The organism is Devosia sp. ZB163, from assembly GCF_028613635.1.
GTDB lineage: Bacteria > Pseudomonadota > Alphaproteobacteria > Rhizobiales > Devosiaceae > Devosia_A.
On record NZ_JAQRMY010000001.1, the window covers coordinates 635,829 to 654,914 of the forward strand.

The following is a 19,086-nucleotide window of genomic DNA, read 5'->3' on the forward strand; positions in this document are numbered from 1 at the left end:
TCCCCTCGACTGCCGCGATGGAGCGCAATTGGCGCAAGTTCGACGCCGGTCGTTAAGCCTGTCGCATCTTGCCGCCTCTACGCTTGTTCCCGGCGCCTCACAGCGAACCTGACGGTGCCGGCATGTACGATCCCAAGCAGTTTCGGCTGGACGGAAACGTAGCCCTGGTGACGGGGGCCGGCGCCGGTATCGGCCGGGCCATCGCCCAGACCTTCGCTGCTGCGGGAGCATCCGTCGTGGTGAGCGATCTGAAGGCTGAAACGGCTGAGGCCGTCGCGGCCGCCATCACCCAGGCGGGCGGCAAGGCCGAATCGATTGCCTGCAACGTCACCAAGGAAGCCGATATCGAGGCCGCGGTCCGACTCGCTGTGGACCGCCTCGGTGGACTGTCGATCCTCGTCAACAACGCCGGTGGCGGCGGCGCGAAACCCTTTGACATGCCGATGGAGGACTTCCGCTGGGCGTTCGAACTGAACGTCTTCGCGATGTTCCGGCTGTCGCAACTGGTCGTACCGCATATGGCGAGGCGAGGCGGCGGCGCGATCCTCAACATCTCGTCGATGGCCGGGGAGAATCGCAATGTGCGAATGGCCTCGTACGGCGCCTCCAAGGCGGCGGTGAACCACCTGACCCGGAACATCGCGTTCGATCTCGGCCCGCAGGGCATCCGGGTCAACGCCATCGCGCCGGGCGCGATCCGCACCGATGCGTTGGCCACGGTCCTGACGCCGGTGGTCGAGAAGACGATGCTGCGGCACACACCGATCGGGCGACTTGGCCAGCCGGACGACATCGCCAATGCCGCCCTGTTCCTCTGCTCGCCTGCTGCGTCCTGGATCAGCGGCCAGATTCTGACCATCTCCGGCGGCGGAGTGCAGGAGCTGGACTGACGTTGTCCCAGAACGCGGAAGAGGAGAGACTGCCGTGGCCACGTTCGACCCGTTTGCCGATTTCCGCATGGACGGGCATGTCGCCCTCGTCACCGGCGGCGCCCAGAACATCGGCGAGGCCATCGCCCGCAGCTTTGCCGGGGCTGGGGCCCGCGTGATGATCGCCGACCTCAACGGCGACAAGGCGCAGGCCACTGCGGCGGCCATAGCCGGGGAAACCGGCAGCGACGTGCGCGGCCTTGCCTGCGACGTGACGAACGAGGCCGAGGTTCAGGCCTGCGTAAGCGAGACGGCCAGGGCTTTCGGCGGACTGTCCACCCTCGTCAACAATGTCGGCTGGGGTCGCGCCTACGATGATCCGCTTTCGGTGACGAACGAGGAGATGATCGAGAGCTATCGGCTCAACACCCTCTCCGCCTATCGCATGACCGAGGCCTGTCGCCCGCATCTGCTCAAAGCCGACAACGCGAGCATCACGAACTCGGGCTCGCTGGTCGGGGTGGAGCCGGCTTTCGACTTCATCGCCTATTCGGCTGCCAAGGCCGCGCTCAACCACCTGATGCTCGGCCTGGCCCACTATTTCGCCCGTCAGGTTCGGATCAACACGGTGCTGATCGGCACGGTGCTGACGGAGGGCTACGCCGCCGCCGGACTCGACGAGAAGGCGCAGCAGGACCTGGCTCACCCGGACAGCCTCACCGGACGGGCGGGGAAGCCCCAGGATGTCGCCAACGCCTTCCTCTGGCTCGCTTCGCCCGCGGGAAGCTGGATGTCCGGCCAGACGATCCGCGTGCATGGCGGCGGCCGCCGCATTCGGCTGAAGCCGGAGTGACCGCCCGGGAAACTCCGATCACCCCGCCCCGGCGAGGCTGAGGCCATCGAGGATCATTTCCACGCCGAGCGCCACCTGCAGCACGCCGAAAACCGCGCCCAGGACCATGAGCGGCACCATGCCGATCGTCGCCATGAACCAATGGGCGATCCGCATGGCACCGTAGTCGAGAGCGACGATGGCCGCGGCCACTGCCAGGACGGTCGCCTTCTCCGCGCCCGTCGTGAGGGAGGCGGTGAAGATGATGACGACCCCGATACCCTGCGGCGAGACGATGGTCGGGAAGGCCAGCGGTCGCACCGCCGTCGCCTTCGGGTCGGGACCGTCCTCCGGGACGGCGGGAGTGGTCGCAGTCATCAGGACGGAGCGGACCGCGGTCAGGGCCAGGATCACACCGGCGGCGACGACGAGGGAGGAGTTGCTGATGCCCCAGCTCTGGAGGATGGCCTCGCCGATCAGGACGGCGAGCAGGACGCCCGTGGCGGCGAACAGCACCGTACGCAACGCCACCGCCTTGCGCGTCGGGCCGTCCATCCGGGCCGTTACGGCGGCAAACACGGGAATGAGGCCGATCGGACCCATCATGTTGAACAGGAGCGGCAGCAGCTTGCCGACGATCGTAGCCGTGTCCATTGCGGGTCCCTCAGGGCGGGCGGACTCGGGCTGCCTGGCGCTGTCGTGGAGGGCGGAGGCCCCCCACGATGAGATGCAGCGGCGCGTAGTTCATTGTGTCACGACCACCGCGCCCTGGCGTCCCTCGGTGACCGATGGCGGCGCCCACTTGCCGTTGAGCGCTTCGGACTTGGGTCCGTAAAGGCGCATCAGCAGGTTGAAGGGGCCCGTCGGCGCCGGCAGCCAGTTTGCCTCCTTGTCCGCTCCGGGGCTCGCGTTCTGGAAGTAGAGCTCGACCGAGCCGTCGGCGTTCGCGACGAACGGCATGTAGCTGCTGAGCGCGAAGCGGTTCTGCGCGTTCGGCACCTGGAACCCGTCCTTGTCGTAGAGGGTGATCGACCAGAAGGCGTTGGCCGGCGGCAACTGGTCCTTGCTGAACTGGATCGTGTAGCTCTTGCTTCCGTCGAGCGGCTTGCCGGTGTTGTCGGCAATGTTGAGCGGGTAGATCGCATCCTCGGGCAGGTTCGCGCCGAGCCCCTGCTGCGCGACGATGGCGCGCTTGAGGTAGTAGTTGCCGTAGACGCCCATGGTGTCGGTGTTCATCGACCAGCCGTTGACGACTGGCGCCAGCGTCGGGACCTTCCAGGCCATCAGCGCCTGCGCCGCCTTGGGCGCTGCTTCGATCGCGGCGCGCGCCTCAGGGGGGGCGGCATTGATGTCGAAGCTCTTGCCCACTTCGAAGCCGAGCTTCTTGAGGTTGGCGATCATCGGCTGGTCGGTGATGTGCGGCGGGTTGGCTTTGAGGGCCTCGGCAGCGGCAGCGAAGTAGTCTGCTCCCGACATGGCATCGACCTGCGTCTTGGGCGGCGTCTTCATGTCGATCGAGGGATCGATCGCGACCTTGGGCTCCTCGGCCGGCTTGCCCCATTGCGACAGCGGGGTCAGCTTGTAGCCATCCTGGATCTTGTGCACCGCGTCGTAGTCGGCCGCGCCATCCGTCTTGGTGCGACCGATGATCCACACATGCGGCGTCGGCGCGTCGAGGCGCTGGGTGCCCGCCGGTAGCTTGAACTCGTCGAAGTTGTCGCGCAGGTCCGGCCGCCAGTCGACCGGGGCAATGAGGAAGTTGCCCGCACCAGTGCCGGTCGTCCGCCAGCCGGGCGAGGCGAAGACGTCGGACCACAGGTCGAGCATCGGCATCAGGTAGTAGCGCCCGTCGGTATCGGGAACCGACAGCACGATCGGTTCCTTGGTGAGGTCGAGCCAGGCAGAGGAATAGAGCGTATCGAAGTTGGGCCGGACGACGCCCTTGAAGTCAGCGGGGGGATACTCGCGCGCGTGGGCGAACATGTTCGGCGGCGCGTGTCCCAGCACCTCGCCGGGCTTGCTGTTGGTGAACTGGCGCCGTGTGACGTCCATCGACAGCAACGGGTAGAAATAGACATAGGCGTCGGTGGCGATGGCCTGCAGGTCGTCGGCAGCCGAAGTGGCTTGTGCCGCTTTCGCGCCGGTATCCGGCATGGCGAATCCGACGAGTGACAGCGACAGCACGGCAACTGTCGCAAGGCCTGAGATCGTTGGCAGCTTCATCTGGAAATCCTTCAGGGTTGTCGGATTCCCAACCCCCGGACGGGGGCCCCGAGCCAGAATTACAGCAGCCGTCTTGACCCGCTCGGGCAAACGATCGCGATGCTTTCCAGGACCTGAATGGGGACGTCAAACCTCACCTGGATAGGTGATTCTGCTCACCTTACCGGTGCGCCGCGCGCTGCTATTGCGCGGAGGCCTGGGTGACGGAAGGCTGCGAGTCAGCCAGGGCCGAAGTGTCCTCAGAAGCGAACGCGGTGAGCGCTGCCTGATAGGCGAGGGACGGCCGGCGGGTGCGGATGGCGTCGACGAGGTCGCGAAGCGCTCCCGCGGGCAGGTGCCTGATCCGGTCGTCGAGGAAGTCCGGGTCGTCCTGCAGCAGGCTGCGAACGCAAGACGTGGTCAGCGACCGCAGGTAGCGATTGCCCTGGGCCGCGATCTCGAGCAGCAGGTGGCCCAAGGCGGTGCGACGCGCCGCGGCGTCGCCGGCGGCCTCGAAGCTTTGCAGCGCATCGTCGATGGCCCGCACGTGCCCGCTTTGCGCGACATCGGCGACCATGGCTGCCTGGGCTGCCGCCATGGCCTCCCATAGTTCGCGGCTGATGCGTCCGCTGCCCTCGCGGCGCGACCAGGCGATGACCTCGGGATCGAGCATGTTCCAGTGGCTGCGATCGAGCACCTGCGTGCCGCGCTTGCGGCGCGTCTCGACGATGCCCTTGGCGACCAGCCCGCGGATGGCCTCGCGCAGCGCCGTGCGGCTGACGCCCAGCTTTGCCGCGAGCTCGAACTCGGTAGGCAGGATCGTGCCGGGGGCGAAGCGTCCCGACGCGATGGCCTGGAAGATCTCGCGGGCCGCGAGCCGGTTGAGATCCTCGGCCTCGCTGCGCACGGCAGAGAGCGGGCCCTGCGAGGCAAGGCTCGCCGACCGGCGGAGCGGGATCGGATCTGGACGGCGGTAGACGGTCACGCGCCACAAGCCTCCGGGGCGGGCCGGCGAAGGGCCGGCATCAGGCAGTCCCCATTCGCACAAATTCCCCCTGTTGTCATCTTTTATATGTAGGATTTATACCGTTCGGGGCGTGGCGCCTTTGCGCCGCGCGGGGGAGTGTCCATGACCACAATCGTCTGCTTCGGGGATTCCAACACCTGGGGATGTCCGCCTTTCGCCAACATCGCCCAGACGCCCGATCGCATCCCGCCCCCGCGGCGCTGGGCCAACATCATGGGCCGGCAACTGGGTGAGGACACCTGGGTGGTGGAGGAGGGGCTCTCGGGGCGCACGACCGTGTTCGACGACCCGATCGAGGGCATCCACAAGAACGGCTCGCGCACGTTGATCCCCATCCTCGAGTCGCACGCGCCGATGGACATCCTGATCCTCATGCTGGGCACCAATGATTTCAAGGATCAGCTCAGCATCACGGCCTTCAACTCGGCGCGCGGCATGCTCACGCTGGTGCAGATGGTCAAGGGTCACTATGCGCTGGTGGACCATCCGCCCGAGGTGCTGATCGTCACGCCGCCCGCCATCACCGAGGACGCCGAGCCGGCGATCTGGGGCGAGGGGCACCGGCGTTGCCGCGACCATGCGCACTACCTCGAGCAGGTTGCGCACCGCACCGGGTGCTTCCACTTCGATGCCAACAAGATCGTATCGGCGGGCATGGACGGCATCCATCTCGACGAGCAGTCGCACGAGATCCTGGGCCGGGCGCTGGCCCGCGAAGCGGCGAGCATCCTCGCCATGCGGGCTGCCCGCTGAATTGTCACTTTACATCATACATATTATAAAATAGCTCTGTAGTCATGGCGCCGAAGGCGTCCGGGCAGCGCGCATCGGGAGGATGGGCGCGGTGAGCCCGCCACAGGGGAGGAACATCATGAATCTGAAGAAGCTGGGCGCGCTTGCGCTCGCCGCCGCCATGGCTGCTGCGCCGCTGGCCGCCAGCGCCCAGGAGGATGTGATCATCATGCTGGGTGGCCCGAGCTCGGACCCGTTCTGGGGCGCCGTGCAGCAGGGCTTCGACCAGGCGACCAAGGACTACGGCGTCAAGACGCAGTGGACCGCGCCCGCCGACTTCAACGACATCGTCCCCGTCTATACCAAGATGTTCGAGGCGGCGATCGCGAGGAAGCCGGCCGCCATCGCCGTGGGCAACTTCTTTCCGGAGCCGACCGAGCCGCTGATCAAGCAGGCGGCGGCCGAAGGCATCCCGGTGATCATCATCAATTCGGGCGGCGCCAAGTACCAGGATCTCGGCGCCATCGGCTTCATCGGCGAAGACAGCTACCAGATGGGCTACCAGGGCGGCAAAGTCGCTGTGGGCAAGGGCGTCAAGAACGGCCTCTGCATCAACCAGATCGCCGCCAACCCGGTGCTCGAGCTGCGCTGCAAGGGCTATATCGACGCCGTCACCGAAGCGGGCGGCGCGGCCAAGATGGTGATCCTTGCCTCCGAGGACATCGGCAACAGCCAGAAGGTGCAGGCCGCCGTCAGCGCCATGCTGATGCAGGACCAGACCATCGACGGCGTGGTGACGCTCGGTGTCGCGGTGGGCGTCGACGCGCTCGAATCCATCAAGCAGGTGCGCGCCACCGGCCGCTCGGTCGACCTCGGCACCATGGATCTGGGCAACGCGGTGCTCGAGGCCGTCGCCGCCGGCGAGATGAGCTTTGCCTCCGACCAGCAGCCGTTCCTGCAGGGCTATTACGGGGTGGTGATCCCGCTCATGTACAACAAGTACAAGATGGCTCCGTCGGGCGTCATCAGTGTCGGCCCCTACCTCGTCACGCAGGACAATGCGGCCGCGGTGCTCGAGGTCAACAAGACCATCCCCGGCTCGCGCGGCGCCAACTGACGATGCCGGTTCGGGCGGGGAGCCGGACGCACCCCGCCCGACTTGGCCGGAGCATCCTGTGCCTCGTCGCTGTGATGTCGCGCCAAATGCGACAGCCGAGCGGGAGGAGGAACGGTGGGTAACCGGCGCTTTTGTGTCGCGACGGTTCGGCCCCTGCCTCGCCTGACTGCCGCGTTGCGCTAGCATTCAACCTTCGACGGTTCTGATGAGATGACCACTTCCATGCAAACCACGACCGCCGACACGCCGGTTCCCGCGACCCGCTACGGCGTCCTCGAGCGGCTGCTGCGCATCGTCTGGATCGGCCCCGCGATCGCGGCGCTGGTGATCTACATCTTCTTCGTCATCGTCGGCGGCGCCTCGGGCTTCTTCTCGGTGCCGGGCACGGCGGGCTGGCTGAACACCGCGGCCGAACTCGGCATCATCGCCCTGCCGATCGGGCTGCTGATGATCGCGGGCGAGTTCGATCTCTCGACCGGATCGGTGGTGGGGGCGGCGGCGATCATCGTGGCGCTGGGCACCGGCTTCTACGGCCTGCCGATCGAGCTCACCATGTCGATGGCGCTGGCGATGGGCGTCGCCGTGGGGTGCTTCAACGCCTTCCTCGTCAACGCGACGCGCCTGCCCAGCTTCATCGTGACGCTCGCCTCGAACTTCATCCTCGCCGGCACCTCGCTGGGGCTGTCGCGGCTGATCTCGGGCTCGTCGAACGTCTCGCTCAAGGATGCGGGCTGGGCCGAGCCGATCTTCGGTTCGAAGTGGATGTTCTTCAACGTCTCGGTGCTCTGGTACCTCGTGGCGATCGTGCTGGCCGCCTGGGTGCTGAAGCAGACCCGCTTCGGCAACTGGATCTTCGCCACCGGCGGCAATGTCGATGCCGCGCGCCGCGCCGGCGTGCCGGTGGCGCGGGTCAAGCTGATCCTGTTCATCTGGACCGCCGTCTCGGCCGCCTTCGTCGGCATAATGTCGGCCGTCATGTACAACCAGGGCAACGCCGCGCAGGGCCAGGGCTACGTGTTCCAGACGGCCATCGCCGCGGTCATCGGCGGCGTGTTGTTGCAGGGCGGCTTCGGCTCGGTGATCGGTATCGTCCTCGGCACGTTCATCTACGGCATCGTCAGCCTGGGGCTGTTCTACACCGGCTGGCCGACGGACTGGCTCGCCACCTTCATCGGCGGCCTCCTCGTGATCGCGGTGCTGACCAACAACTTCGTGCGCGAGCTCGCGCTCAACCGCGGAAAGAAGAAACCCTGATGACCGCGCTGATGACGCTGGAGGGCGTGACCCGCACCTTCGGCAACAACGTCGCCCTCAACAATGTGAGCCTCGAGGCCCATCCCGGCGAGGTGCACTGCCTGCTCGGCGACAACGGCGCCGGCAAGTCGACCCTGATCAAGATCATGTCGGGCGTGACCGCGCCGACGCTCGGCACGCTCACCTTCGACGGCAAGGCGGTCAGCTTTCGCTCGCCGCGTGATGCGCAGGCCTATGGCATCGGCACAGTGCACCAGGACGTGGGCTCGATCCCGCTGATCTCGGTGGCGCGGAACTTCTTTCTCGGCAACGAGCCGACCAAGGGCTGGGGGCCGCTGCGCCGGCTCGACCACGCCACCGCCAACCGCATCGCGCTCGAGCAGATCCGCGAGATGGGCATCCGCCGCATCAACGATGCCGAGCAGCTCGTCGGCACCATGTCGGGCGGCGAGCGGCAGGCGCTGGCCATCGCCCGCGCGCTCTATTTCGGCGCCAAGCTCCTGATCCTCGACGAGCCGACGGCGGCGCTCGGCGTCAAGGAGAGCAAGATCGTCATCGACCTGATGGTCAAGGCGCGCGCCCAGGGCATCGCGCTGGTGTTCATCACCCACAATGCCACGCACGCGCTGCAGGTGGGCGACCGCTTCACCGTGCTGATCCAGGGGCGCGTCGCCAGCCAGTTCAGGCGCGGCGAAAAGACCCGCGAAGAGGTGCTCAACCTCATGGCGGGCGGCGAGGAGTTCTACGCCGTGGGGCACGGGGACTAGGCCGGACGGCGAGGGAGGGGATCTGTGAACTGGAAATCCGAGAGCGCTCCGGCGCAGGGCTATGTTGCGCCCGGTTTCGAGCCGGTGGCCGAAGAGTTCGCCCGGAACTTCTCCGAGCGGAAGGATGTCGGCGCGGCCTTCGCGGCGACCCATGAGGGCAAGCTGGTCGTCGATCTCTGGGGTGGCGCGGCGGCGCCGGGCACGCCCTGGGCGGCGGATACGCTGCAGGTGATCTACTCGGGCACCAAGGGGCTGATGGCCGCCTGCGTGCTCAAGCTCGTCGAACGCGGCCAGCTCGATCTCAATGACCCGGTCGCGGACTACTGGCCCGAGTTCGCTCAGGCCGGCAAGGGGCGAGTACTGGTGCGGCATGTCACGTCGCACACGGCGGGTCTCCCGGGAGTGCACGCGCCACTCACGGCGGACGACTACACCGACTACGAGAAGATGGAGGCGCTGCTCGCGGCCCAGCCGCTGGTGCAGGACCCCAACGGCTATCGCTGCTATCACCCGGTCACCATTGGCTGGCTGGTCGGCGCGCTGGTGCGGCGGATCGACGGGCGTACCATCGGCAGTTTCTTTGCCGACGAGATCGCCGCTCCGCTCGGACTCGAGGCCTATATCGGCCTGCCCGAGGCGCTGGAGCCAAGGGTCGGTCGCATCGAGTTGGGCGAAGGCATGCTGCCCTTCGACGAGGCTTTCTCCGACGCGCAGCGGCAGGATCCGGTCTTCGCCTCGGCCTGGGGCAACCCACCGCTCTTTCCCCAAGAGCTCGCCTGGAACACGCGGGCTTATCATGCAGCCGAGATTGCCGGGGCCGGCGGCATCGCCGATGCCCGCTCGATGGCGCGCTTCTACGGTTGCATGGCTGCGGGCGGGTCGGTGGACGGGGTCACGGTGCTCAGGCCCGAGACGGTTGCCCTCGGTCGATCCGAGCACTCGCGCTTCATGGACCCTTACATCGCCGAGGCCATGGCCTTCGGCGTCTGCTGGGCCCTCCAGACCCCGCAGGGCCGCTTCGGGCCGGCGCCCGACGCCTTCGGCCACTCCGGCGCCGGCGGCTCGATCCATGGCGGGTGGCCGACCGAAGGGTGCGGCTTCAGCTATGTGATGAACCAGATGCGCGGCGACCCCGAGGACCTGCGCTCGCGCCATGTCCTGAAGCGGCTCCACGAGATCGTCAGGGCGTGAGCGCCAAGCCGTTCGAGGCCAGCGGAATGCGCTGGCCTCCTTGTGCCTGTCAGGCGACTTCTTCCAGAACGTCGCGCGAGGCGAGTTCCATGCCGAAGCCGGGCGCGTCGGACAGTTTCAGCCGGCCGCGTTCGGGCATGGCCTCGCCCACGAACAGGTCGCCGAAGACGGGCGTGATGCTCTTGCCGTCGGAGCTGGCGGCGACGTACTCGCAGAAGGCGGGACCGGTCTGGCTGGCGATGAACTGGTAGGAATAGGGTCCGCTGCCATGCGGCACGACGGGAATGTCGTAGGCCGAGGCATGCGCCGCGATCCGCAGCAACTCGGTCAGGCCGCCGACCCACATGACGTCGGGCTGCACGATATCGAGCGTGCGTTCCTCGATCAGGCGGCGGAAGCCGTAGCGGGTGTATTCGTGCTCGCCGGTCGTCCATTTGACGAAGGGGCACGCCGCCTTGATGGCGCGGAAGCCCTCGACGTCGTCGGGCGAGAGCACCTCTTCCCACCAGTGGATATCGAGATGCCGCGCCGCCTCGGCCAGCCGGATGGCGTAGTCGACGGTCAGCGACATGTAGCAGTCGACCATGAGCGGGAAGTCGGGGCCGACCGCGGCGCGGTGGGCCGCAAGCCAGGCGACGTTCTTGTGCAGCCCCTCCTCGCCCTCGAAATGGCTGTGCGGCAGCGGCACCTTGGCGCCCCAGAAGCCCAGCGACTTGATGGCGACCGGATCGGGGCCAGTGCAGTAGAAGGTGATCTCGTCGCGCGCGAGCCCGCCGATCAGGTTGTAGACCGGCTCACCGCGCACCTTGCCGATCAGGTCCCACAGGGCGAGATCGACCGCGCTGATCGCCATGATCGGCAGGCCCTTGCGGCCATAGGGCAGGGACGAGCGATAGAGCTGGTCCCACAGCATGTTGGTCTTGCGCGCATCCTCGCCGACGAGGAAGCGGGCGAAATGGTGCTTGATCATCCACGCGGCCGGGGCGCCGCCCGAACCGGTGGCGACGCCGACCGTGCCATCTTCCGTCTCGATCTCGACCACGATCGATCCCAGCACGCCGATGCCCCAGCTCGAGCGCTTCTCGCGATAGCGCGGATAGCCCGACATCGGGTTGGAGATGAGGGAGTCGACGAGCCAGTGCTTGCTGTCGCCCGGTTTGAAATAGGTGCCGGCCTTGTCGCTTGCCTTGACGGTGTAGGCGCGGACTTCCTTGATGCGGAACGAAGTGCTCATGGCAGGAAGAACACGCGCTTGAGCGGAACCTGCACCGGCACGTTGTCGGGGTGTGTTTCCATGACGTCGGCCATGTGCGCCCACCAGCGCTTCATCACTTCGGTGTCGGGCAATTGCGCCATGGTGTGATCGTCGGTGCGGGTGAGGATACCGAACAGGTGGTTCGATTCCGGGTCGAGCCAGATCGTGTAGTCCGACACGCCGGCCGACTTCAGGGCCGCGACGAGCTCGGGGAAGATCTCGTCATGACGCTTCTCGTACTCGGCGGCCTGGCCGGGATTGAGGTTCATGCGGAAGGCAATGCGTTCGGGCAATCTGGGTCAGCTCCTCGTCAGGGCCATGGACTGGGTGGTGGTATCGCGCACGTGCTCGAGATGCCTGCGATAGGCAGCGGCCGCCGCTTCGGCGTCATGCGCGAGGATGGCGTCGGCGACTTCGATGTGCTGGCCGACGCTCTTGGCGATCACGCCCGGCACTTCGCTCGCGGTGCGCCGCACGTCGAGGCCGAGGTCGTAGAGCACCTGCGCGAGGGCCGACAGCAGGTCGTTGCCGGCGCCCGTGTTGATGGCCTGATGGAACTCGATGTCGAGCAGCCGGAACGCCACCGGATCGTGCTCGAAGGCCTGTCCGTCTACCGCGAGCTTGCGGATGCGCTGGCGCAGTTCGACCGACGCCCGCAGCGTGCAGAGCCGCACCAGCTCGAGATCGACGACGGTGCGCGCCTCGAACTGCTGGTGCACGTCGTAGTCGGCGACCGACAGCATGGTGTTGAAGGGCGCGAACAGCCGGCTCGGCGTGAGATCGGTGACGGTGTACCGGCCGCCCTGACGGCTCGCCAGCACGCCCATAAGCGTCAGCGCCTTCAGCGCTTCGCGCAGCGGCGGCCGAGAGATGCCGAAGGCGATGGTCATCTGCTGTTCGGTGGGCAGCCGGTCGCCCGATTTCAGGTTCCCCGACTTGATCATCGACATGATACGCGTCGCAACCTGCTCGGCGATCGGGCGCCGTTCGAGCGTGGGGCCGCCGAAGTCGCTGGCGGTGCGCCCGGCTTCGATGAGGCCGGAGAAGGCGCGGTTCTCTGGCGTGTGGTCCGGCTTGGGCTTGTCCCTGGACGGGCGGGTCATGGTCGCATCATTGGCTGCGGCCACGTCTGGTCCCAGACGTGCAGGTGGGTGTCGATGACAGCAAAATTCGGCACGGCGCCCGCTCCCATACGCCCGCTGTTGCACCCGGCGGTTTCGCTTCCGGTTCAGGAATGACGGTCGGGTAAAAACTTGTCAAACTAATTTTTGTCTGACAAATTATCCTGCGAGCCGGGAGCGGAGCCAACTCCGCCGGTATGGTTCAGGGGGAGGGTAGTGGTCGTGAGCGTTACCGTCGGCGCGCGTCGCAAAGTCGGGCGTACTGCACTGGAACTGCCGGTCTTCGGCTTCGGTGCCGCCCACCTGGGGGAGCTCTACGCCAAGCTCGACGAAGCGCAGTCGCGGGCCACCCTCGATGCCGCCTGGGACGCAGGCGTGCGCTTCTACGATACGGCGCCCTGGTATGGCCGCGGCCTCTCCGAGCATCGGCTCGGCGGCTTCCTCAGGACCAAGCCGCGCAGCGAGTTCATCCTCAATTCCAAGGTCGGCCGCATCCTGCGCCGGCCCGACGATCCGGCAACCTTCAGCACGGCGCCATGGGCCGGCGGCCTGCCCTTCGAGGTGGAGTTCGACTACACCTATGACGGCATCATGCATGCCTATGAGCAGCTGCTGCAGCGCCTTGCGGTCAACACCGTCGACTCGCTGGTGATCCACGATCTCGACACCATGTTCCACACGCCCGAGGCCGTCATCGGCTACATGAAGCAGCTGACCGGCAGCGGCATGAAGGCGCTCGAGGAGTTGAAGCGCAACGGGGAGATCAAGGCGATCGGCGTCGGCAACAACGTGCCCGGCAATCTCGACGAGATGCTCGCCGAGATCGACGTGGATTTCGCCATAGTCGCCATGCCCTATACGCTGCTCGACCAGAGCGTGCTCGATACCAGCATGAAGACGGCCCTCGATCGCGGCATGAGCGTCATCATCGGCGCCCCCTTCGCCTCCGGCATCCTCGTGACGGGTTCGGGCGCGGGCGCGATGTATGCCTACGGCAAGGCGTCGCCGGAGGTGCAGGCCAAGGTCCGCGGCATCGAGGCGGTCTGCAAGGCGCACGATGTGTCGATGCCGGTGGCGGCGCTGCAGTTCGTCCTGGCACACCCCGCCGTTGCGTCGGTGATCCCCGGGGCGGCCAAGCCATCGGAAGTGCAGCAGAACGTCGCCGCGCTTTCCGTCGAGATCCCCGCGGCCTTCTGGTCGGACCTGAAGGCGCAAGGGCTGCTCGTCGCCAACGCGCCGGTTCCGGCGGGGAGATAGGCCGATGGCGGAGACGGTTCCCCTCGTCAGGGCGCGCGGCATCGGCAAGGAGTTCGCGGCGGTCGACGTGCTGCGCGATGTCGACCTCGACCTCTTTCCCGGCGAGATCCATGCGCTGCTCGGCGAGAACGGCGCCGGCAAGTCGACATTCGCCAAGATCCTCGCCGGCGTGCACCGGCCCTCGACCGGGACACTGGAGCTCAACGGCAAGCCGGTCGAGGTGACCAGCCCGATCGTCGCCCAGAAGCTCGGCATCACCCTGATCCACCAGGAACCGATTTCCTTCCCCGACCTGTCGGTCGCCGAGAACCTCGTCTTGGGGCGGGCGGACGAGCGCTGGTTCAGCCGCGTCCCCTGGGCCGAGATGACGGGCGAGGCGCGCCGGCTGATGGACCTGCTCGGCGTGAAGATCGACGTCACGCGGCAGATGCGTGGCCTTTCGATCGCCGACCAGCAGATGGTCGAGATCGCGCGCGCGCTCGCCTCGGACAGCCGGCTCATCATCATGGACGAGCCGACGGCGCCGCTGACGCCCAAGGAAGTGGAGACCCTGTTCGGCATCGCGAGGCGGCTGCGCGACGAGGGCCGGACCATCATCTTCATCTCGCACCGGCTCGAGGAAGTGCGGGCGCTGTGCGATCGCGTCACCATCTTCCGCGACGGCAACAAGATCGCCACCGACACGATCGGCAATCTCACGGACGCGGACATCATCCGGCTGATGATCGGGCGGCCGCTCAAGGAATACATGCACAAGACCCGCAGCCAGATCGGCGAGGCGGCCCTCAGGGTCGAGGGGCTGACGCTGCCGGGCGTGTTCAACGATGTGAGCTTCACTGTGCGGAAGGGCGAGATCGTCGGTCTCGGCGGCCTCGTCGGCGCCGGACGAACCGACGTGGCGCGCGCCATTTTCGGCGTTGCGCCGGCCGCGAGCGGCACGGTCGAGGTCGACGGCAAGCGCGTGACCATCGCCGACCCGTCGCAGGCGATCGCGCTCGGGCTTGCCTTCGTGCCCGAGGACCGCGCCGTGGCGGGCATCTTCCGGACCCTGTCGGTGGAGCAGAACATCTCGGCGGCGGTGCCGGATCAGATCGCGCCCTCGGGCTTCATCCGCCGGTCGGTGGAAAAGCTGCTGGCAGAGGACGCCGTGCGCAAGCTCTCGATCCGGCTCGCCTCGTTGCGGCAGCCGATCGGCGAGCTCTCGGGCGGCAACCAGCAGAAGGCAATCCTCGCGCGCTGGCTGCTGACCAACCCAAGCGTGCTGATCCTCGACGAGCCGACGCGCGGCATCGACATCGGCGTCAAGGCCGAGTTCTACGACATGATCGGCGAACTCGCCGCCTCGGGTCGCGCGATCCTCCTCATCTCGTCCGAACTGCCCGAACTGCTGGCGCTCTGCGACCGTATCCTCGTGATGTCGGAGGGCCGGCAGACGGCCGACATTCCGCGCAGCGCGGCGACGCAGGAGGCGATCATGCACGCGGCGGTGCCGCAGGTGCGCGGGGTGGCGGCATGAACGCGCTCCGCTCGATCCTGCTCCGGCGCGAGGCCGGCATCGCGGTGATGATCGTGCTGTTCTGCCTCGCGGTCGGGGCGTTCAAGCCGCAGTTCCTGACGCTCGACCAGCTGCGCATCATCCTGCTGCTGACCCCGCTCATCATGATCGCCGCCATGGGGCAGATGATGGTGATCGTCGCCCGCCATGTTGACCTGTCGATCGGCTCGATCCTGGGCTTTTCGGCGATGGTGAGCGGCATGCTCTATCGCTTCGACATCGACTGGTTCGGCTTCGACGTGCCGTGGTGGACGGGCATCCCGCTGTCGATCGCCGTCGGTGCGGTGCTCGGTCTCATCAATGGCCTCTTGATCCAGCTCTTCCGGCTGCCCGCCATCATCGTGACGCTCGGCACGCTCAGCCTCTATCGCGGCATGACCTTCATCATCTCCAATGCCAAGCAGATCGACCGGCAGTGGATTCCGTCCGAGCTCAAGGGCCTGTCGCAGACCTCGCCGATCCTCGGCATCCCGTGGATCATCTTCATCGCCTTCGGCGTGGCGCTGCTCGCCTATGTCTTCCTCAACCACACCCGTGTGGGCCGGCAGATCTACGCCATCGGCTCCAACCCCACGGCGGCGCCGCTGCGCGGCATCAAGGTGACGCAGGTGACGCTTCTGGTCTTCACCATTTCCGGTGCGCTCGCGGGCCTCGCCGGCATCCTCTATGCGAGCCGCTGGGGCTTCGTGAACCCGTCCAATACCGGTAGCGGCTTCGAGTTCCAGGTGATCGCCGCGGTGGTCATCGGCGGCGTGTCGATCAATGGTGGTGTCGGCACGGTTCTCGGCACCGTGCTCGGCGTGCTGCTGCTGGGGTGTGTTGCCGCCGCGCTGCCGCTGCTCGGTATCCCGGGCACGTCGCAGGCCGCCATCTACGGCGCGGTGATCCTCATCGCCCTCGTCATCGACCGTACGGTGCGCCGGCAGGGGATCGTCGGATTGCGGCGGGTGCGCGCATGAGCACGCTCGAGACCCCGGCCCCGACATCGGGGCACGACGCGGCACCGGCCCGCCCGCGCTGGCAGGTGGTGCTGGTCCGCCCCGAGACGATGACGCTGATCCTGCTGATACTCGGCATCTTCGCCGGCGGCCTGCTGTCGCCGTTCTTCCTCGACATCAGCTACATCCTCAGGAGCTTCACGCTCTACAGCGAGTTCGCGATGGTGGCGCTGGTGCTGACCATGGTGATCATCGCCGGCGAGATCGACCTGTCGCCGGCCGCCAACATGGCGCTCTCCGCCTGCATCTTCGCCTGGCTGCAGCAGGCGGGCGTGCCGATCCCCGCCGCCGTCGCCGTCGGCCTCGCGTCGGGTCTGGCAATGGGGGCGCTGAACGCGTTCATGGTCATCGGCCTGCAGCTGCCCTCGATCATCGTGACCATCGGCACGCTGACGCTCTACCGCGGCCTTGCGCAGGTGATCGCCGGCGACAAGTCGATCCGTGTGCCCGAGTGGTTCATCGGCATCGACAAGATCATGGTCGCGGGCATTCCGCTGCCGGTCGTCCTCTTCGTCGTCGTCGCCCTCGTGCTGGGGATCGTGCTGGGCGGCACCATCTTCGGGCGCCAGATCTACCAGGTCGGCACGAGCGAAGTGGCGGCGCGCCATGCCGGCATCCGTGCCGCGCGCATCAAGCTCGTGCTGTTCCTGTTGGTCGGGCTCGTCGCGGCGACGGCCGGCATCATGACCGCCTCGCGCCTCGGCTCGGTCCGCTACGACCTCGGGCTCGGGGGCGAGTTGCAGATGGTGCTCATGGCCATGCTGGGCGGCACCTACATCTTCGGCGGCCGCGGAACGATCCTCGGAACGTTCCTCGCGGCCTGGCTGCTCGTCATCGTCTCGACCGGCATGATCGTCGCCAACGTGCTGCCGGCGGTGCAACTCGTCGTGCTCGGCGCGCTGCTGATCGTCTCCATCATCGCAACCAACTTCATCTATTCCCGCACCCAGCGGTGACGGGCCATACCGCCCGCACTGAGGGGTGACGGGCAATTCCGCCGGCTTGAACCGGCACACACCAGGAGGAACTGAAGTGCTCAAGAAAACTCTGCTGCTCGGCCTGGCCGCCGGCCTCGCCTTTGCGGGCGCCGCCATGGCCCAGGATCCGGTCAAGATCGTCTATATCGGCAAGAACACCGGCAACCCGTATTTCGACTCGATCACCGGCGGCTTCGAGGATGCGTGCAAGGCCAAGGGTTGCGAGTTCGAGTTCGTCGCTCCGGCCACTGCCGAAGCCACCTCGCAGATCCCGTTCATCGAGGCCCAGATCCAGCGCGGCGTGAACGTCATCGGCATCGCGCCCAACAGCCCCGATGCGCTCAACCAGGTGCTCGACGACGCCCGCGCCAAGGGCATCCTCGTGCTCACCGTGAACGGCGACCTGACCGGCAACGAGAGCCACCGCGACGCCACCATCCTGCCGGTGAACTTCGACATCGTCGGCCGCGACCAGGTCGAGATGGTGGGCTCGCTCATCGGCTACGAGGGCGAGATCGCGATCCTTTCGGCCACCACCGAAGCTCCCGACCAGAACAAGTGGATCGTGGGCATGAACGAGACGCTCAAGACCGATCCCAAGTACGCCAAGATGAATCTCGTGGCGACCGTCTACGGCGACGACCAGCCGGAGAAGTCGACCACCGAGATGGAAGCCCTGCTCTCCAATTACCCCAACCTCAAGGGCGTCATCGCGCCGACCACGGTGGGCATCGCGGCGGCCGCTCAGGTCGTCCAGTCGCGCGGCATCGCCGACAAGGTCCAGGTGACCGGGCTGGGCCTGCCCAGCGAAATGCGCGACTTCGTCAAGGACGGCACGGTGAAGGCCTTCCAGCTCTGGTCGCCCTACAATGAAGGCTGGCTCGCCGTGCACTTCGCGCTCGGCGTGCTCGACGGCTCGATCAAGAACGAGGTCGGCTCGACCTTCGAAGTGCCGAACCTGGGCACCATCACGATCAACGCCAACAACTCGATCAACACCCAGGCGGAACTGACCACGTTCACCGCCGAGAACATCGACGACTTCAACTTCTAAGTCGCACTTGCGGGCGCCGGCCCAGCGGCCGGCGCTCGTCCTCGCCTAGCGCCTGGCGTCCTCTTCACCGAAATAGGTGTTGGACCACTCGAGGATGTGCTCGCGCATTGCAGCCGATGCCTTGGCGCCCTTCCTTGCCCTGACGAGCTGGAAGATTGCGCGGTGGTCGTCGATCTCCTTGCGGCGGGCATTGGGGATCGCATCGATGCGCCGCCCGCGCTCCTGCATGATGTGCAGGATCGAGGACATGAAGGAGGCCGCGACGCGGTTGTGCGATGCCTCGGCCAGCCGGATGTGGAACCGCGCTCCGTATTCCGAGACCGGCTTGTTCTGCTCGTGCAGCGACTCGTGCTCCTGCAGTAGGTGCTCGATCGCATCGAACTCCGCTTCCGTGGCGCGCTCGGCCGCCAGCCGGACGCAATCGGGCTCGATCATCATCCTCGCTTCGAGCATCTCTTCGGCCAGAACGTCATTGATCAGCAGGCCAAGGCAGGACTGAGCGCCAGGAAGACCCAACGCGCCCGGGCTACCGTTTCAGCAGGGCCCGGACGCTTTCGGCCGAGGAGGCCTCGAGGAAGATCACGCCTCCGCCGGTGCCGGCCCGGCAGACGCTGTCGCATTCCCTGCCGATGGCGAGGCAGTCATCGATATCAGTGCCTTCGCCGAACAGGCAGTCGAAATACCGCTTCCAGCAGTTGTAGCAATCGCTGCCCTCCTGGGCGCCCCCGGCACCCTGGGCCGGGCGCGCCAGCAGGGCGACGGGCGGCATCCCTTCCTTCTCGACGAGGTACAGCTTGCCCCCGGGCAGTTCGAACTCTCTAGCGGTTGTCATGCAATCCTCCGTTTGCCAGGCCGGATCGTGACGGCTGCCAGGCCGA

Annotated in this window: 20 protein-coding genes; 12 read left to right on the top strand and 8 right to left on the bottom strand. The window is 66.8% G+C overall.

The window, feature by feature from the left end:
* Positions 1–122: 122 nt before the first annotated feature.
* Together hdhA and PRN20_RS03225 are read left to right on the top strand one after the other, a co-directional pair.
* Positions 123–890 (top strand): 7-alpha-hydroxysteroid dehydrogenase, encoded by a 768-nt coding sequence (gene hdhA, locus PRN20_RS03220; RefSeq protein ID WP_273955613.1) that lies wholly within the window; start codon positions 123–125, stop codon positions 888–890.
* A gap of 67 nt (positions 891–957) precedes the next feature.
* Complete coding sequence (locus tag PRN20_RS03225) at positions 958–1,722, top strand: SDR family oxidoreductase (RefSeq protein WP_273956768.1); 765 nt, start codon at positions 958–960, stop codon at positions 1,720–1,722.
* Between the two features lie 18 nt (positions 1,723–1,740).
* On the opposite strand, the gene PRN20_RS03230 is transcribed toward PRN20_RS03225, so the two are convergent.
* The 3 genes from PRN20_RS03230 to PRN20_RS03240 form a co-directional block, all read right to left on the bottom strand.
* Positions 1,741–2,355, bottom strand: a complete 615-nt coding sequence (locus tag PRN20_RS03230) for a MarC family protein (protein WP_273955614.1) — start codon at positions 2,353–2,355, stop codon at positions 1,741–1,743.
* A 90-nt stretch (positions 2,356–2,445) separates the two neighbouring features.
* Positions 2,446–3,924 (bottom strand): DUF1254 domain-containing protein, encoded by a 1,479-nt coding sequence (locus tag PRN20_RS03235; protein WP_273955615.1) that lies wholly within the window; start codon positions 3,922–3,924, stop codon positions 2,446–2,448.
* Positions 3,925–4,105: 181 nt separating this feature from the next.
* A complete protein-coding gene (locus PRN20_RS03240) occupies positions 4,106–4,888 on the bottom strand; it encodes a FadR/GntR family transcriptional regulator (RefSeq protein ID WP_273955616.1) in 783 nt (260 codons plus the stop codon).
* 144 nt (positions 4,889–5,032) lie between these two features.
* Between PRN20_RS03240 and PRN20_RS03245 the strand changes: the two genes are divergently transcribed.
* The 5 genes from PRN20_RS03245 to PRN20_RS03265 all read left to right on the top strand — a co-directional run bounded on the left by PRN20_RS03245 (position 5,033) and on the right by PRN20_RS03265 (position 9,991).
* Complete coding sequence (locus PRN20_RS03245) at positions 5,033–5,683, top strand: GDSL-type esterase/lipase family protein (protein WP_273955617.1); 651 nt, start codon at positions 5,033–5,035, stop codon at positions 5,681–5,683.
* A gap of 118 nt (positions 5,684–5,801) precedes the next feature.
* Positions 5,802–6,779 carry a substrate-binding domain-containing protein gene (locus PRN20_RS03250; RefSeq protein WP_273955618.1) on the top strand — a complete coding sequence of 326 codons (978 nt, stop codon included), beginning with the start codon at positions 5,802–5,804 and terminating at the stop codon, positions 6,777–6,779.
* Positions 6,780–7,001: 222 nt separating this feature from the next.
* A complete protein-coding gene (locus PRN20_RS03255; RefSeq protein ID WP_273955619.1) occupies positions 7,002–8,033 on the top strand; it encodes an ABC transporter permease in 1,032 nt (343 codons plus the stop codon).
* Entirely contained in the window at positions 8,033–8,800 is a 768-nt protein-coding gene (locus tag PRN20_RS03260) for an ATP-binding cassette domain-containing protein (protein WP_273955620.1), read from the top strand. Before PRN20_RS03255 ends, PRN20_RS03260 begins: the two co-directional genes overlap by 1 nt.
* A 24-nt stretch (positions 8,801–8,824) precedes the next feature.
* Complete coding sequence (locus PRN20_RS03265; protein ID WP_273955621.1) at positions 8,825–9,991, top strand: serine hydrolase domain-containing protein; 1,167 nt, start codon at positions 8,825–8,827, stop codon at positions 9,989–9,991.
* Positions 9,992–10,040: 49 nt separating this feature from the next.
* Here PRN20_RS03265 and rhmD read toward each other — a convergent pair whose 3' ends face one another.
* From rhmD to PRN20_RS03280, 3 genes are read right to left on the bottom strand one after another with little or no spacing between them, the layout of a single operon-like run.
* Positions 10,041–11,225: an L-rhamnonate dehydratase gene (rhmD, locus tag PRN20_RS03270; protein ID WP_273955622.1), complete on the bottom strand. Its 1,185-nt coding sequence runs from the start codon at positions 11,223–11,225 to the stop codon at positions 10,041–10,043.
* Positions 11,222–11,539 (bottom strand): L-rhamnose mutarotase, encoded by a 318-nt coding sequence (gene rhaM / locus PRN20_RS03275; RefSeq protein ID WP_273955623.1) that lies wholly within the window; start codon positions 11,537–11,539, stop codon positions 11,222–11,224. The genes rhmD and rhaM overlap by 4 nt, the downstream gene beginning before the upstream one ends.
* 6 nt (positions 11,540–11,545) lie before the next feature.
* Positions 11,546–12,349: a FadR/GntR family transcriptional regulator gene (locus tag PRN20_RS03280; RefSeq protein ID WP_273955624.1), complete on the bottom strand. Its 804-nt coding sequence runs from the start codon at positions 12,347–12,349 to the stop codon at positions 11,546–11,548.
* Between the two features lie 240 nt (positions 12,350–12,589).
* Between PRN20_RS03280 and PRN20_RS03285 the strand changes: the two genes are divergently transcribed.
* The 5 genes from PRN20_RS03285 to PRN20_RS03305 all read left to right on the top strand — a co-directional run bounded on the left by PRN20_RS03285 (position 12,590) and on the right by PRN20_RS03305 (position 18,208).
* Positions 12,590–13,624: an aldo/keto reductase gene (locus tag PRN20_RS03285; protein ID WP_273955625.1), complete on the top strand. Its 1,035-nt coding sequence runs from the start codon at positions 12,590–12,592 to the stop codon at positions 13,622–13,624.
* A gap of 4 nt (positions 13,625–13,628) precedes the next feature.
* Positions 13,629–15,140, top strand: coding sequence for a sugar ABC transporter ATP-binding protein (locus PRN20_RS03290; protein ID WP_273955626.1), 1,512 nt, complete (start codon positions 13,629–13,631; stop codon positions 15,138–15,140).
* Positions 15,137–16,138: an ABC transporter permease gene (locus tag PRN20_RS03295; RefSeq protein ID WP_273955627.1), complete on the top strand. Its 1,002-nt coding sequence runs from the start codon at positions 15,137–15,139 to the stop codon at positions 16,136–16,138. The genes PRN20_RS03290 and PRN20_RS03295 overlap by 4 nt, the downstream gene beginning before the upstream one ends.
* Positions 16,135–17,133 carry an ABC transporter permease gene (locus PRN20_RS03300; RefSeq protein WP_273955628.1) on the top strand — a complete coding sequence of 333 codons (999 nt, stop codon included), beginning with the start codon at positions 16,135–16,137 and terminating at the stop codon, positions 17,131–17,133. Before PRN20_RS03295 ends, PRN20_RS03300 begins: the two co-directional genes overlap by 4 nt.
* A 76-nt stretch (positions 17,134–17,209) precedes the next feature.
* Complete coding sequence (locus PRN20_RS03305; protein WP_273955629.1) at positions 17,210–18,208, top strand: substrate-binding domain-containing protein; 999 nt, start codon at positions 17,210–17,212, stop codon at positions 18,206–18,208.
* A gap of 45 nt (positions 18,209–18,253) precedes the next feature.
* Here PRN20_RS03305 and PRN20_RS03310 read toward each other — a convergent pair whose 3' ends face one another.
* Complete coding sequence (locus tag PRN20_RS03310) at positions 18,254–18,661, bottom strand: FadR/GntR family transcriptional regulator (protein WP_273955630.1); 408 nt, start codon at positions 18,659–18,661, stop codon at positions 18,254–18,256.
* Between the two features lie 73 nt (positions 18,662–18,734).
* Positions 18,735–19,040 (bottom strand): hypothetical protein, encoded by a 306-nt coding sequence (locus PRN20_RS03315; protein WP_273955631.1) that lies wholly within the window; start codon positions 19,038–19,040, stop codon positions 18,735–18,737.
* Positions 19,041–19,086 lie beyond the last annotated feature (46 nt).

What these genes read in the sequence shown, in the direction of transcription:
- PRN20_RS03250 (WP_273955618.1), top strand. Translation starts at nt 5,802, where the DNA reads ATGAATCTGAAGAAGCTGGGCGCGCTTGCGCTCGCCGCCGCCATGGCT.
- PRN20_RS03225 (WP_273956768.1), top strand. Translation starts at nt 958, where the DNA reads ATGGACGGGCATGTCGCCCTCGTCACCGGCGGCGCCCAGAACATCGGC.
- PRN20_RS03245 (WP_273955617.1), top strand. Translation starts at nt 5,033, where the DNA reads ATGACCACAATCGTCTGCTTCGGGGATTCCAACACCTGGGGATGTCCG.
- PRN20_RS03260 (WP_273955620.1), top strand. Translation starts at nt 8,033, where the DNA reads ATGACCGCGCTGATGACGCTGGAGGGCGTGACCCGCACCTTCGGCAAC.
- PRN20_RS03315 (WP_273955631.1), bottom strand. Translation starts at nt 19,040, where the DNA reads ATGACAACCGCTAGAGAGTTCGAACTGCCCGGGGGCAAGCTGTACCTC.
- PRN20_RS03230 (WP_273955614.1), bottom strand. Translation starts at nt 2,355, where the DNA reads ATGGACACGGCTACGATCGTCGGCAAGCTGCTGCCGCTCCTGTTCAAC.
- PRN20_RS03300 (WP_273955628.1), top strand. Translation starts at nt 16,135, where the DNA reads ATGAGCACGCTCGAGACCCCGGCCCCGACATCGGGGCACGACGCGGCA.
- hdhA (WP_273955613.1), top strand. Translation starts at nt 123, where the DNA reads ATGTACGATCCCAAGCAGTTTCGGCTGGACGGAAACGTAGCCCTGGTG.
- PRN20_RS03235 (WP_273955615.1), bottom strand. Translation starts at nt 3,924, where the DNA reads ATGAAGCTGCCAACGATCTCAGGCCTTGCGACAGTTGCCGTGCTGTCG.
- PRN20_RS03255 (WP_273955619.1), top strand. Translation starts at nt 7,002, where the DNA reads ATGCAAACCACGACCGCCGACACGCCGGTTCCCGCGACCCGCTACGGC.
- PRN20_RS03290 (WP_273955626.1), top strand. Translation starts at nt 13,629, where the DNA reads ATGGCGGAGACGGTTCCCCTCGTCAGGGCGCGCGGCATCGGCAAGGAG.
- rhmD (WP_273955622.1), bottom strand. Translation starts at nt 11,225, where the DNA reads ATGAGCACTTCGTTCCGCATCAAGGAAGTCCGCGCCTACACCGTCAAG.
- PRN20_RS03295 (WP_273955627.1), top strand. Translation starts at nt 15,137, where the DNA reads ATGAACGCGCTCCGCTCGATCCTGCTCCGGCGCGAGGCCGGCATCGCG.
- PRN20_RS03280 (WP_273955624.1), bottom strand. Translation starts at nt 12,349, where the DNA reads ATGACCCGCCCGTCCAGGGACAAGCCCAAGCCGGACCACACGCCAGAG.
- PRN20_RS03310 (WP_273955630.1), bottom strand. Translation starts at nt 18,661, where the DNA reads ATGCTCGAAGCGAGGATGATGATCGAGCCCGATTGCGTCCGGCTGGCG.